This is a genomic window from Limnospira platensis NIES-39, from assembly GCF_026000695.1.
In the GTDB taxonomy this organism is placed as follows: Bacteria; Cyanobacteriota; Cyanobacteriia; order Cyanobacteriales; family Microcoleaceae; genus Limnospira; species Limnospira platensis.
In genome coordinates, this window is the sequence record NZ_AP026945.1 from 1,140,929 (window position 1) to 1,154,973 (window position 14,045).

Annotated in this window: 14 protein-coding genes; 5 read left to right on the forward strand and 9 right to left on the reverse strand. The window is 44.2% G+C overall.

Annotated features, from left to right (window positions below):
- Positions 1-539: 539 nt before the first annotated feature.
- Both N39L_RS05785 and N39L_RS05790 read right to left on the reverse strand, forming a co-directional pair.
- A complete protein-coding gene (locus N39L_RS05785) occupies positions 540-971 on the reverse strand; it encodes a DUF1824 family protein (protein WP_006618147.1) in 432 nt (143 codons plus the stop codon).
- A 120-nt stretch (positions 972-1,091) separates the two neighbouring features.
- Positions 1,092-1,442: a hypothetical protein gene (locus tag N39L_RS05790; protein ID WP_006618146.1), complete on the reverse strand. Its 351-nt coding sequence runs from the start codon at positions 1,440-1,442 to the stop codon at positions 1,092-1,094.
- 371 nt (positions 1,443-1,813) lie between these two features.
- On the opposite strand from N39L_RS05790, the gene N39L_RS05795 reads away from it, so the two are divergent.
- Entirely contained in the window at positions 1,814-2,530 is a 717-nt protein-coding gene (locus tag N39L_RS05795; protein WP_231852102.1) for a hypothetical protein, read from the forward strand.
- Between the two features lie 32 nt (positions 2,531-2,562).
- Here the strand turns inward: N39L_RS05795 and N39L_RS05800 are convergent, their stop codons facing one another.
- The 6 genes from N39L_RS05800 to N39L_RS05825 all read right to left on the reverse strand — a co-directional run bounded on the left by N39L_RS05800 (position 2,563) and on the right by N39L_RS05825 (position 8,303).
- The gene (locus N39L_RS05800) at positions 2,563-3,378 is read right to left on the reverse strand and encodes an SGNH/GDSL hydrolase family protein (RefSeq protein WP_014274581.1); all 816 of its coding nucleotides are present in this window, start codon (positions 3,376-3,378) and stop codon (positions 2,563-2,565) included.
- Positions 3,379-3,411: 33 nt separating this feature from the next.
- A complete protein-coding gene (locus N39L_RS05805; protein ID WP_070105220.1) occupies positions 3,412-4,920 on the reverse strand; it encodes a diguanylate cyclase domain-containing protein in 1,509 nt (502 codons plus the stop codon).
- A gap of 55 nt (positions 4,921-4,975) precedes the next feature.
- Positions 4,976-6,373: a GTP-binding protein gene (locus tag N39L_RS05810; RefSeq protein WP_006618142.1), complete on the reverse strand. Its 1,398-nt coding sequence runs from the start codon at positions 6,371-6,373 to the stop codon at positions 4,976-4,978.
- 137 nt (positions 6,374-6,510) lie between these two features.
- A complete protein-coding gene (gene rbp, locus N39L_RS05815) occupies positions 6,511-6,792 on the reverse strand; it encodes an RNA-binding regulator (RefSeq protein WP_014274584.1) in 282 nt (93 codons plus the stop codon).
- A 218-nt stretch (positions 6,793-7,010) separates the two neighbouring features.
- Complete coding sequence (locus tag N39L_RS05820) at positions 7,011-7,544, reverse strand: Sll1247 family protein (RefSeq protein ID WP_014274585.1); 534 nt, start codon at positions 7,542-7,544, stop codon at positions 7,011-7,013.
- Positions 7,545-7,547: 3 nt separating this feature from the next.
- Positions 7,548-8,303 carry a hypothetical protein gene (locus N39L_RS05825; RefSeq protein WP_014274586.1) on the reverse strand — a complete coding sequence of 252 codons (756 nt, stop codon included), beginning with the start codon at positions 8,301-8,303 and terminating at the stop codon, positions 7,548-7,550.
- A gap of 197 nt (positions 8,304-8,500) precedes the next feature.
- On the opposite strand from N39L_RS05825, the gene N39L_RS05830 reads away from it, so the two are divergent.
- The 3 genes from N39L_RS05830 to N39L_RS05840 all read left to right on the forward strand — a co-directional run bounded on the left by N39L_RS05830 (position 8,501) and on the right by N39L_RS05840 (position 11,977).
- A complete protein-coding gene (locus tag N39L_RS05830; RefSeq protein WP_014274588.1) occupies positions 8,501-9,907 on the forward strand; it encodes a UDP-N-acetylmuramoyl-tripeptide--D-alanyl-D-alanine ligase in 1,407 nt (468 codons plus the stop codon).
- Positions 9,908-10,406: 499 nt separating this feature from the next.
- Positions 10,407-10,649: a hypothetical protein gene (locus tag N39L_RS05835; protein ID WP_006615839.1), complete on the forward strand. Its 243-nt coding sequence runs from the start codon at positions 10,407-10,409 to the stop codon at positions 10,647-10,649.
- A 692-nt stretch (positions 10,650-11,341) separates the two neighbouring features.
- Complete coding sequence (locus N39L_RS05840; RefSeq protein ID WP_006615926.1) at positions 11,342-11,977, forward strand: Uma2 family endonuclease; 636 nt, start codon at positions 11,342-11,344, stop codon at positions 11,975-11,977.
- A gap of 63 nt (positions 11,978-12,040) precedes the next feature.
- On the opposite strand, the gene N39L_RS05845 is transcribed toward N39L_RS05840, so the two are convergent.
- Entirely contained in the window at positions 12,041-13,450 is a 1,410-nt protein-coding gene (locus N39L_RS05845; protein WP_231852103.1) for a hypothetical protein, read from the reverse strand.
- A 100-nt stretch (positions 13,451-13,550) separates the two neighbouring features.
- Here N39L_RS05845 and N39L_RS05850 point away from each other — a divergent pair, with 100 nt between their 5' ends.
- On the forward strand, positions 13,551-14,042 hold the full coding sequence (locus N39L_RS05850; protein ID WP_014274591.1) for a hypothetical protein: 492 nt from the start codon (positions 13,551-13,553) through the stop codon (positions 14,040-14,042).
- The last annotated feature ends 3 nt before the right edge of the window (positions 14,043-14,045 follow it).

Consider the following 14,045-nt stretch of genomic DNA (forward strand, 5'->3'; position numbering starts at 1 on the left):
CCCCCTAGCAAGGAGTGAGATAGACAGTCAGGATAGTCAATATGCCCTCCGTTATAAAAAATATGATCCGTTGTTTGAAAGCCTTGCCTTCTGGTAGATATGTTGTCCTGATGTTCTGAAGCTAAATTCCTTTTACTTTATCGCCACGAGGTTTTTAGTGTCCGATTTTAAAGCATAGACCCCAACATACTGAGATCCATGGACTCACCTACAAATTTAGTCACCGCGATCGCTCACAACCATTTTCAATGTCAGAGCCTTAGTCATCCACTCTAAGGCCACCCGAGATGCTTATTTTAAACTTAGCTAGGTTTACATCTCTTCACATTATGTCATACTATTCGGTCTAGGTCAAGTCCCCGATGGTAAATCTGTGATTATACCAATTTATCGGGACTCTTTACTATACTGCCCTAAAATTCCTCATATTTGACACCCCAGCAGTTCAGAGATACCCGAACCATTTTTCCCGGTTTTCACCCATTCAACCAGTAGTCCACACCCCCCGATAATTTCAGCCCCACCGGGAAAGACCCCTACTAGGCTGTAGCAAACAGATCTAAAGGAAAATGGCCATAAGTACCGTTCACCCCATTTTCCTCTAAAGACTGACAGGAAACCAGTACCCCCCGATACTTTTCTAGGTAGGGGCTAATATGGTAAGACACACTGCGACCATTAAACTTGATATAGACTGGGCCTTCAATATCGGGAATCTCATCCGAGTTAATCTCAGCGTTGTAACCCAGTTTCGGTAAGTATTCCTTTAATGCTGTTATCGCCTCTGTCCGCGAAGATGCACAAATTCCCAGCATTTGATACTCTGACTCATTCGCTAGAAGCACTAACGCTTGGCGCACCCTTACTGGATTATCTATAGATGCTGTAGCGGTGATATCCATACAAGTGAACTGTTCTAGGAGTCTTTGGGCTTCAACTACAGTTAAATCAGCAGGCGTTTGAGGAGACATTGGGAGTCAGTTTAAAATTAGTTCTATCCTATCCTAGCAAACCTGTCGCGCAAAAAAAAAAGTCCGCTTCCCCTGCCAGACCATAATTTAGGGCGGCTATACACCGCCCTAGTCTGCTGTTCAAGCTGGAGTCAACTCGCGTTTTTTACGGCGAAACAGCGTCGAAAACATCAATCCCGATTTTTGAGATGTAGATGGAGTTTCTGTAGTTTCCTGGTTGGCTTCATTTTCTGCTAAAACCAACATAGAATCAGTAGTCCGCACTACCAGAATACCTTTTGATAGGTCTTCGCGCATCTGGCGACCAATTTTCCAAGCATGGAATTTGACACCACTCCAACGGGGATTGACCGGATATCCAGAAAACCCGGCTCGTAGGGCAGGGATGCAGAATTCTTCAATGGGAGTTGAAACTAATACACCTTCAGTGAGTTGAATGGTTCTGAACTTGGTTTGCTCTTGTTTAACCATAATGTCACCTCCTCTAAGTTTTGTATCGACTATGTGCAGTTTAGGGTCCGAGATTCTTGAGAGCGATTCTTAAAGGCTGTATCCAGTAACCATACTCGATTACGAGAAACTCTTTCTCGCTCTCTTTAATCTCCTTTACTGAGATGCGGTGCGTCGCCACGGGTCTGATTTGTGAGCATCAATGGTCGTCAAAACCAGACGCAGCCTACTTTAGCTGTTCCTTAGTATATTCAGCTCAGTGCAGTATATTCAGCACACCTCTAGCATCGGCATTTACTAACTTACCTGATGCTGTACATTACAAGCAATATTTAGCTCACTTGATTTGACGGAATCAGTACGGGCGAAAATTTTTTTCCCTTGTGGATCAAATGCCAGCCTTCAACACCAATCCTAACATGAATCGAGACTACCTTCAACCGAGCCTTCTCTGGTTATCGAAAACCTTGCAGGAGTCAAGAAACTGCGATATCTTAACTTCCATGAAACTTAACCGTCTGATTCCAGTGTCTGTTTGGGTCTGGGGTTCACTATTTTTGACTCTTGAGACGATCGCCATCTCCAGTCCCCCCCCTAGCAATATACCGGGTTCGTGCCATGACATCAGTTGTGATCAATTGTTCCACACTTTATCAGAAACTTGGCCGGAGTTTAATCTAACTTGTGAAGGCGATCGCATTTTATCCCTACAGGTGTACGAACATCGTAATCGGGGGCGGCGGGTAGTCCTGGCTTGTTGGAATCGGGAAGTAGACGACTATGGCGCACGAGAAGGAAGTTCCCTAATTACCCTGCCTTTTCCCGGAGAGGAAAATCGCTTTCTCAGCAGTTGGCCAGACTCTCAACCCTATGCCGAAGAATTGTTAAATACCTATCCCGAAGAGATTAAAAACATCCGGTTTCAGTGTGCGATCGAAAGCGGGGATATCAATATTTTAGTTTCCGAAGACAGACCCGAAGCCGACCTGCAATGTTACTTCCAGGCTGGGGTCATTTTAGTAGATATCGATGGGGATTATGTATCGGACGGGGAGAACAGCCGAGGGACGGGAGTCGATCGCATTTTAGGGACTTTTCCCCTCCCTTAACTATCTACAATTGACCGACATATTTTAAGGGTTTAGTCAAAGGTTAAATGCTGGATTTTATCTTCAGGAACCCCTAAACCCCGCAGCAGAATATAGGTCATTATTTGATGTCCGGCGTGGTTAGGGTGGATACCGTCGCGGGTGAGAATATTTTGCGATCGCCCTCCATAGCGCTGATAAGTCATGATAATATGGCGGAAGGGGGTATGTAGGTCAAGAAACTGTACTTGATTTTGAGCCGCCACATCTCGCATAGCATTAATATATTCAACCATACGGATATTTTCACGACTATTTAAGTCTTCATAAATAATCGTAGGAGATAGTAGCAAAACCCGAATATTTCTAGCTCTAGCCGCCTTGACCATAGCGCTTAATTTTTGGCGATAGATTTCTAAAGGAGATGGGTCTGTTTCTGATTCCGAAGATTTATGAAAACTTTGCATCACATCATTAACTCCCACATTAATCACCACTAAATTAGGTCGGTGTAAGAGGACATCCTGATGAAATCTAGCTTCTAGGTCCGTTGATTTATTTCCCGAAACTCCCGAGGGAATAATCTCAATAGACTCTCCCGGATAAAGAGTATTAAGGTAGCGTCTGAACAACCACACATAACCCCCATATTGTCCTCCCGCTTGGGTGATACTATCTCCGACCACCACAATTTTGTTAGTGCCGCTGAGGGGACTTTGCTGCTGTTGAGAATCAGCTTTTATCGGCTCAGGAAAAGCCACAGAAGTCTCTAAACCGATAATAGTGGCAACTACCATCAAAAACGGTAATGCGCCATAGCGTTTGAGCAGGTTTAAAGGTGAGAGAGTACAAATAGATAGCCTAGACATTATCTTAATAACAGCACAAAACTAGCCCCTATTCTACAATAAGGGTGTACTCTTGGCAGTGTGGGGGAAACAAATTGGGTTGCTATCGTCAATTTTTAACAATTCACAACTGGGAGACTCAGCGATAACAGTACAGTTCCGACCCTGATTTTTAGCTTGATAGAGAGCCTCGTCAGCCTGAGCGATTAAACTATCTACAGATAACTCAGAATGGGGAATTTTGCAAGCCACCCCCAGGCTCACGGTAACATAATCACTACTTTGAGAACCCGGGTGAGGAACACGGAGATTTTCCACTTCTTTACGGATACGTTCAGCGACTTTGACCGCACCATTGATGGGTGTATTAGGGAGAATAATAGCAAATTCTTCGCCACCATAACGAGCCACCAGATCTACTGAACGTTGAATAGCGCCAGAAATGGCTCTAGCTATTTTATGTAAACAATCATCTCCGGCTTGATGTCCGAAGGTATCATTATATGGTTTAAAATAATCTACATCACAGAGAATTAAAGCTATGGGTTCTTGTTCTCTACTGCAGCGATGCCAATTATAGGCTAAATATTCATTAAAACGGCGACGGTTAGCCACTTGGGTTAAGTCGTCATAGAGAGCGAGGCGTTGTAATTCTTGGTTGGTTTTTTTGAGGGCAATTCTTGACCTTTCTAGGGCTTCTTCGGACTTTTTGCGCTCGGTGACATCAGTTTGAATGCCAATAAAATTAGTTAATTCCCCCTGTTCATTTCTCACCGGAGAAATAAACAATTCATTCCAGAACATTGTACCATCTCGGCGATAGTTTTTGAGAATGACGCGGCATTCTTCGGCTTCAGCGATCGCCTGTCGAATATCATCTAGGGCGGGTTGATCTCGTTCGTTTCCCTGAAGAAACCTACAGTTAGACCCCAGAATTTCATGGGCTGGATAACCAGTGAGTCTTTCAAACCCAAAATTCACATAAATAATGGGATTGTCGGGCTGATTAGGGTCAGTAATAACCACGCCATTTTGGGTAGCAGCGATCGCTTTTTCCAAGAGTTTGGAGGTAGCCTCTGCCACCTGGCGATCGTGTAAATATATCTGACTGAGGCGGATCTGTTCTTGGAGGGATTGATTTTGCAGTTCCAGTTGTTTTTGGAGTTGATAAAGTCGCAGTTGTGTATTAACTCTGATCAGGACTTCTGAGTTATGAAAAGGCTTAGTAATATAATCGACACCGCCTACTTGAAAACCCTCCATAATCGAGTCAATATCATTAAGGGCGCTCAAAAAAATAATCGGGATTTTGCTAGTATTTTCACTACTTTTTAAATGGCGACATAGTTCATAGCCACTCATCCCAGGTATTCGGACATCCAGCAATATTAAATCTGGCAATTTTGCCCCAACGGAAGTTAGAGCCATCTCAGCATTAAGAGACTGTCTAACATTATAACCGACTTGTCGAAGTAAAGAAGATAAAAGATGGAGATTTTCCGGCTGATCATCAACCACCAAAATATCTGCTTTCCAAGTTTGCTCTGGAATACTACTCATCATATTTAGAGAGTGAAGTCAGGTAGTTCATCCATAACAGAGAATACCCACGCTACGGCTAATTTGATGCCTCCAACCCTAATTTCATCCATAGTTCGTCCTTAATACGACTCAAAATAGAGGCCCCATCTAATGATAACAGAATCCGCCTCACTGCTGCTTTAGGCTTATCTTCTCCCCAGGAAGCCCCATTAGCCAGATAGGTAGTTGTCACCTGACCAATGCCGTAAGTAGAGACCCCCGCCACCGCCGCCTGAGTAAAAGCAACAGACAAATAGGGAGCGAGGGTAGCGCCTCCGGTAGCAGGGGCTGTGAGTCCCAGAAAGCCTTTAAGGGAACTCAGGCCCAAATTAGTAATCAGTTCACTGGCTCCAATACCCCCCATACCGAGGGCAATTTTCCGGAGTAAATCTAAAGCTCCCCGTTGGGTCATAGGGATGCCGTAGAGCTTCGATAAGGTTAAAATCAGGGTGATATCAATAGCGACCCCACTGAGTAAATCAATAGCGGTGAGGGGATTAAGAGCGATCGCCACTGCCTTAGTAATAGTAGCATTCCAGATCACACTATTAGCCTGATCGGCGCGAATTTCTAGTTTCCGCTGCACCACCTGCTCATTGACATCTTCCGCATAGAGCATAGTATTAAGGGCGATTAAAGATTTACCCTCCCGGTCTAAGATATCGAGAATCTTTAATTTGAGGTCATTAATTTGAGGTTCCCCTCGGGTCAATTGAGTTTGAAAACGACCATCAGGGCGGCGCACCGCCGAAGCCACCAAGGGACAGGCCGCTACCATGACAATTTCATCAGGAGAGAGCAATTCCCGCACTCGCTCATCCCTAATTTTTTCATAAATAGCTTGGCGATCGCCAGGTGGATATTGATCAATCTTATTAAACACCAAAAGCATTGGTTTTCCGGCATCTCGCAGCCAGGAGAGGGCTTGATATTCCACCTGGGTGATATCGCCCGCAATCACAAATAGCAATAAATCAGCTTTTTCTGCCACCTGACGCGCCATTTGTTCGCGGGTCTGACCGTCAACCTCATCAATACCCGGTGTATCAATAAGTTCAACCTGAGAAATACGATAAGACATTGCGCCCGTGAGGTTTTCGCCTTCCACCTGCCAGGGTTTAGCTTCTGTGGTCCGAGTAATACCATGGGTGGGACCCGTAGCAAATACCGTTTGACCCAATAGGGCATTCAAAATCGAAGATTTCCCACGGCCCACCATACCAAAAACCGCAATTTGTATAGAGGTATGCTCTAGTTTATCAAGCATCTGTTGTAAGCCACTGAGATCAGATTCGAGTCCCTGACGTTCTGAGGAGGTCAAGTCGAGATTTTTCACCAAGTCCCGCAGGACATCTTGAGCATGACGCAGGTTTAACTCAGCCTCAATATCAGCAAAAGTTGAAATAGTATTGTCTAGTTCTTGATCTATGCTCATCTGAAATAATGGGTAGAAAAACCCAGGCATAAGGACAGCTTAACGATAAAGGAAACGGGTTCTGCTAACTCCGCAAAACCCGTCTCTCTAATATTGTGGCTTATTCTGAAGCTGCTAAAAACTGATGTTTATCTTTACTAATAATCCCGATTAAAACCTCCGCGCTGTCTATTGTTGTCTCGGGGTCTGGCTTTATTGACTTTCAGAGAACGACCCTTCCATTCCGCCCCGTCGAGGGCATTTATGGCGACTTTCTCCTCATCTTCACTAGACATTTCCACAAAGCCAAAGCCCCTAGATCGCCCAGTTTCTCGGTCTGTAGGGATCATTGACCGTTTAACTGTTCCGTATTCAGCAAAAGCTGCGCTTAAATCATCTGGGGTAACGTCATAGGACAAGTTACCGACGTATATCGACATGGAATGACTCCAACATTAACACGCTTGACATAACTCAGTTTCGGAGCAATACCTGCCGACACAGAATAGGCAGAATCTGTAACTAGATCTGTAACCGATTGGGAAGTACAGAACCGAAGCTGACTCACGCAGACAATTCTATCACAAAATTCCTGATCGACAACAATGATTTTGATCACTATGCGATCGCCTTTTCTTCCCCCTCTTCTTTGATTCCCCTAGCGAATAAAGGACAGGTCAACTTTGCCAAAATTGGTAGTCAAAGCCACATTCAAGTTTTCCAGAACCTTCACCAGCCACTGTAGCCCTTGGGTAGAGGATGATTCATAATGGTTGAACAGCACCGAGAACCGTTTTTCTAAGGAAGGCTTAACCTGACGACACAGCAGTACAATTTTCAGTAACAAGCTGACCATAAAGGTCGGACCAATATTGGCGATCAGATCGATAAACACGAAATGCTGAGGTTTTTGGGGACTCTCTACCACCAGGTAGTTTAACAGTTGAGAACAGGTTCTCAACATCAGGAACTCATTAAAAGGTTGCTCATCACTTTGGGGGATAGTATTTTGTAACTGCTTATACAGTTTTTCGTAAAATTGTCTATTCAGGTAACTGGACTTAAAAGGGTTGTCACTGAGGTATTCATACAAATCGGATTTAAAGTCCCTAAAGGTTTGGTGATCATTGGTATGGGAGATAAACCTATGGGCTAAGTCTCGATAAGTATTGGACCCTTGCACTTTACCCACAAATTACTGTAGAGCAAAAAATAGCTCCTCGTTGCTCAGGAGTGTCGGGTTAGTCGCAGCAAGCGTGGCGGTAGTGGTCAGTTCTTGTGGTTTCGTAGATCGGGCGTTTTGTCGCATTTGGTACAAGGCATATTTAGACAATTCCAGTTCAAATTTTTTCTGTTTCTGTAACTTAATTGTCTGAATCATTTGTTGATGTTCGTAGGGACTATCATCGTTAATTAGACAATATCGGTATAAGTATGGATAACGGGGAATTAGGGTTCTCAGGGGTTGACTCTCAATCATACTTGGGCTAGATTGTAATGGCTCACACAAAACCTCAGCAAACCGTTTCATGGTTTGGTACTGGGGGCTGTTTCGGAAGTTGTTAACTAAATAGGATAGTTGCTGAATGTATCGGGACTTGATAGCAGAAGATGCAGTATAAACTGACTTTTGGCTATCAAATAGATCAACCAGGCGATAAATACCTTGTCGGCGTTCTGGGTGGGTGTGCCATCTGTTGATCAGAATGTAGCAGCATCGGTTGATGATAAAATTAAAGTCACCCTCAATGTGTTTCGCCCGTAACAACTTCCGCATCAATTGGACTATCTGATGATTGGGGTAGCCTGTTCCTTGGATAAAAAGCAGCCGGAAGCGCTCCAACAGGATATCTGTACTTTGGGTTTCTACCTGCTCTAGCCAGTGATTATATAGTTCCTGTTCTTCGGGGGATGTAGGTCGATTATGACGATCGCCTGGTATATTATTCATTGAACTCAGGGTTGTATAATTGCGATGGCAAACTTTAGAGTGTTAACAAAAGTTGGCAATTTTTGTGAATTTCAACCCAAACATTATAATGATTTTGGGCTAAATGCCGCCATGGCAATCTTGACTATAACTCTCGGTTATTGCCAAAATTGCCTCTGGTTACTAATTCCTATTGATGGGAGTAGATGCGATCAATTATGTCTGAGCTGTTTACCCTGACCCAACTGTTGCAGATTTTAACAATAAATGGGGAAGTATCCTGTGATGCGTCTGCTAACTTCCCGGTGATTGGTATCACAACTGATACTCGTAACCTCCAACGGGGAGAGGTGTTTGTGGCATTGCCGGGCGATCGCTTTGATGGACATGATTTTGTGGCGGCGGCGATCGCTAAAGGAGCCCTTTGTGCGGTGGTTAGTCGGGAATTTGCTGTTTCTCACCCGGAATTTCCCTTAATTCCAGTGGCTGATACTTTACAGGCTTATCAGACCCTCGCACGCAGTTGGCGCGATCGCTTTCCTATTCCTGTCATTGGGGTGACGGGTTCCGTGGGAAAAACTACTACTAAAGAACTGATTTCCGCTGTACTTTCTCATCATGGTAAGGTTCACAAAACCTTCGGTAATTACAACAACGAAATAGGAGTCCCGAAAACTCTCCTAGAATTGCGCTCTGATCATGATTTTGCTGTCATTGAAATGGCTATGCGCGGACCCGGAGAAATTGCGGATTTAACTCGCATAACCCGTCCTACTGTGGGGGTAATTGTGAATGTGGGAACTGCTCATATCGGCCGCTTGGGTTCGGAAGATGCGATCGCTCGTGCTAAGTGTGAATTGCTGGCGGAAATGCCGGATACATCAATCGCTGTGCTTAATCATGATAACCGCCGCCTCATGTCAACAGCCACTCAGGTTTGGGCGGGAACAACTATTACCTATGGTTTGGAGGGGGGAATTTTACAGGGTGAATTATTAGGACATGAAACTATCCGGGTGGAGGGAATTGATTTACCTTTACCCTTACCAGGGTCTCATAATGCCTCGAATTTTTTGGCGGCTTTGGCGGTGCTTAGGGCGATCGCTGGTTGGGAGATTTCCGCCGAAGAACTTTATGCACCCATCAGCACTGGCTTATCCCTTCAAATGCCACAAGGACGAGCTAAACGTTATAGCCTGGCTGATGATATTATGTTGTTAGATGAAACCTATAATGCCGGTTTAGAATCGACTTTGGCGGCGTTAAAATTGTTGGCGGAAACTCCGGGTAATCGACATATTGCTGTGTTGGGGACTATGAAGGAGTTGGGTGAGCGATCGCTTGAATTTCATCAGCAAGTGGGGGCGGAAACTGAAAGGCTCAATTTGGATGGTTTATTTATTTTGGCGGATTTGGCTGAGGCTCAAGCTATGGCTGAGGGGGCTATGGGAGTCGATTTTATTGATATTCAAGACCTCGCTTCCCCCCAGGCTCATCAGTTGATGATTGATAAGGTTCTCGCATTCCTTAAACCCGGCGATCGGGTTTTGTTTAAAGCCTCTAATTCTGTCGGAATGAACCGCGTTGTAGAGGGGGTGCGATCGCAATTAATCATCAACCATTGAAGATTACCCTATACAGCCCTCCCAGTAACCTTTTCCCCCTTTCGGTTCCCTTACTATTCACAAAATGTCGTTTTTGTCAAGGGGGGTAAAAAAAGGCGATCGCCTCTCCACCAAAAACTCGTGCATCGTGATTTTTTATTTGTGCTGGGAGAATAACTTTTTTCGCGACAGAATCGGGGTTTTAGCCTGTATTTTGGCAAGTAGACATAGTAACCCCTTGGGTGCGATTTATCTGATGGTAGCACAACCCCCATAATCTCGTCAACTTTTTGAGAGTAATTTGCGATAAAATCGTAACAATTCTTAACAATCTTGAGAAGATTAAATTTATCTGGCGGTATGAATTAGCAAAAGTTATGTAATGGGGGGACCAGCGGAGACAGAGATGAGTCAAAATAACTACCGAGGTGCGATCGCTATGATGGGATTGATAGTTCCCACCCTGGCGGAGAACTGCTACCATAATAAATGTGTAATTTTCGGCATTTCCTAACCCGCGATGAACCCTAAAATAATTGATGTAAGCGGTCTCACGCCCCAACAAATTACCGTTATCGAAGAAGTTGTGGCGGCGTTCAAGTTGGTAGCCCGACAGAAGGATTCATTTTCCCCCTATTTAACCCATCCCCAAAATATCGACAGAAAAGAATTGGAAGAACTCGAACGAGAATTTGATTGGTTGGTAGCCGATATTGGCGCAAAGGACGCGATCGCCAGAAGTGATATCTATGGCATCAACTGAGCAAACTATATACATTTAATGCAGATGATTTTAATTGGCAGACTGAAATCAAAGTCATCATACCCAGTGCTTAAATATCATAAATTCCGGCGGCTTTTAACTGTTTCCCCCGACTGGATAGTTCAGCCTGAGAAGTTTTCTAAAACACTCTGGGGGGGGGAAAGTTCAACCGGAAGGTACGGGCTGGAGTGAAGGGGTGAAGGGTGCGATCGCAATTAATCATCAACCATTGAAGATTACCCTATACAGCCCTCCCAGTAACCTTTTCCCCCTTTCGGTTCCCTTGCTATTCACAAAATGTCGTTTTTGTCAAGGGGGGTAAAAAAAGGCGATCGCCTCTCCACCAAAAACTCGTGCATCGTGATTTTTTATTTGTGCTGAGAGAATAACTTTTTTCGCGACAGAATCGGGGTTTTAGCCTGTATTTTGGCAAGTAGACATAGTAACCCCTTGGGTGCGATTTATCTGATGGTAGCACAACCCCCATAATCTCGTCAACTTTTTGAGAGCTATTCGCGATAAAATTGTAACAATTCTTAACAATCTTGAGAAGATTAAATTTATCTGGCGGTATGAATTAGCAAAAGTTATGTAATGGGGAGACTAGACATCTTTGGGGGGATAATTCCAGAGTATCGGGAAAGATTTAACATAGGAAGGCAATAGTTCACCCCCCTTTGAGGGACTCAATCATGTATGCAGTCATTTCTCCCGAAGAGATTAAACTACCAGCAGGCAGTGTGGTAAAGCTACCGGGAACCTGGCAGGAGTATCAGACATTATGCTTGAGCCGGGGTGACGGTTCTATTCCCCGAATTAAGTATCGTTCTGGAGAAGTGTTGCTGATGTCTCCTTTACCCAAACACGGACGAGATGCCAGCCTAATTGCAGACATCATCAAAGTGTTGCTTGATTGGACAGGGCGCGAATATGATTCCTTTACTCCAGTGACCATGGGACTACCAGAACAAAGCGCCATTGAACCGGACTATTGCTTTTATATTAACCATTGGCAAGCAGTTTCGGGTAAGGAACGGATTGATTGGCGCAAGGACCCGCCGCCGGATTTAGTCCTGGAAATTGATGTCACCAGCTATTCAGATATTCTGGATTATCTCCCATATCGAGTCCCGGAAGTGTGGTTATTTCGTCAACAACAACTGTTGATTTACCAACTGCAAGGGGATGAGTATCAGGTGAAATCCCAAAGCCAATATTTCCCGGAGGTGAACCTGGCTGATGTGGTCGCCCGATGTTTAGAAATTGCCTATCAGCGCAACACCAGCGCCGCCATTCGTGACTTAAAGCACCAGTTAGCAGTGTTTTAGGGGGATGCTTAATCTGGCTAAAAAAGTATCAGGCGATTGGGTTGTTTATAGGTAACTGCATCCCTAAAAATTTTGGTGAAGAAGGTAGCACAATCGACCCATTCCTGTATCTTGGTGGAGTTCTAAGTTCAGCTTTTTTAAGTTTTCCATAAAAGGCAATAAATTATAGGTTGTACCCCCCTTGAATGGTTCATTTTCCCGTAGATTCCATTCAGTCCACCAAGGGGGTGATTGCAGACTTTTAGGTGATAAATCTACGGTAAACCAGTAAACTCCACTGGTCATCACCCTGGTATTAAAGTTGATATCGAAATTCAATTTATTGCCGTCGATATTCCAGTTATGGAATTGGATGGGATTGGGATTAAACGGAACAAAACTCCTATCCTCCGAGTTATAGATGCTTGGGGAAACTTCTACTTGGATATCATTAATCGGCAGTAAATAAGGTAAACCTTGATAAGGAATTTGATAGGGAATCTTCTTGTCCTGGCTGTTGGGATTCGTCAACATCAAAATTTCTGTGGTTTGGCGATCGCCTACTGAAACCATGACGTTGCCATCATTGATGGTATGCAATCGTCGAATACCATCAACATTATTAAAGTTGCCGGGATTGGGGTCGATATTTAATCTCAATGGTTCCGATAAAAAGCGAGGATAAAAAATCACAAACTTATCATCTGTAAAGTTTAAACCTTCACTCTGACTGGCGGTTTTTATGCGATCGAAAAAATGGGCTACATTTTCATAGGTTGACAACACCAAAACATAAAAAGGCTGGAAACCTTCCGGTTGATTTTGCGTCGTCCGGTACTGAACCGATTCATTGTTCAGTCCAATATCATAGACGATTCCATCAAATTCACTCTTAACCGCTAAAATGCCGACAGCGAGTCCTTTCTCCAAATAGTTGACTCTCAAGCTATTGAGAACTCTAGCAATTTCCCCATCTTGCTGATACAGATCGACTATGATAATGGAAATTTGCTCTCTAGGGTTGCCTTCCACAGGTGCGATCGCCACATCGAGATCAGCATCTAACAATTTTTCAAGGGTACGATCATAAAACCACGGTTTTTGTGCACTTAAGGAAGAGCTTTCATCCGTGAATCGGCTTCTTGCCATGCCAAAACGGTAGTATTGAGGTGGTTGAGAATTAGCAAAAGCTGTGGTGACAACCGTATCAATCAGCCTGAGAGTGCGAATATAGCGACTGGTGGGAATCGTCACAAACCCCTGCATAGAGGGAGTACCATCAATTTGGATAATGGGGGTAATCGAACTGTTGACTTCCTCGGTTTCCACCCATATCCCCGGCAAGTCGCAATCTTTGGTGATCTGCTTTGGCGCACAAGCAGCCAGAGACAGACAGAAAATCATCATTGTCACTTGAAATCCCTTTTTCAGCATGGTAATAACTCCCGCTTTTTCTAGTCCCGGTTTTGTGTTAAGAATTGTAAAATGTATCAAAATATACAAAAAAAAAGCTGGTTTTGTGTATGGTGATTTAAAAATCATATCATCAAACAACAAATACAGTACAAATTACTGCTAAAGCAGTTTCCAAAAAATGATTGATCTCGAAGGTCGCGGGCTAGAAATATTGCGCTGGTTTTTAGCGATAGCGGCGGGCGCTATTGTAATTCCCATTCAGAGCTGGCTGTTTAGGAGTGGCTCTATTGCTTTATGGGATGTCGATCCGACAAGGTGGGTTGCGAGTATCTTTGAGAGGGCCTCCCTGATTGTATGGTCAGTCTCATTAATTGGCAGCGTGATCTGGTACATGATGGCTGTCCAAATGAGGCGACATTTCGCTCCCAAGGACACCAAATCGGCGATGGTGAAATGGTGGATTGTGCTGTTGTTGCCGCTGCTGGTTCTAATCGGCAATATCTGGGTATTCGGAAAAGCCAGCACAGCGGCATTCCCCTGGTTTGTGGGTTTTCTGCTCCTCAATATGGTGTTGACGTTCTGGCTTTCCACTGCCGTATCGACTCCTTCACCCCTAGCCCATGTGGTGCCGTTAGCCTTTGAAATTCGCCGTGTTTTGAGGATAGACTAAACT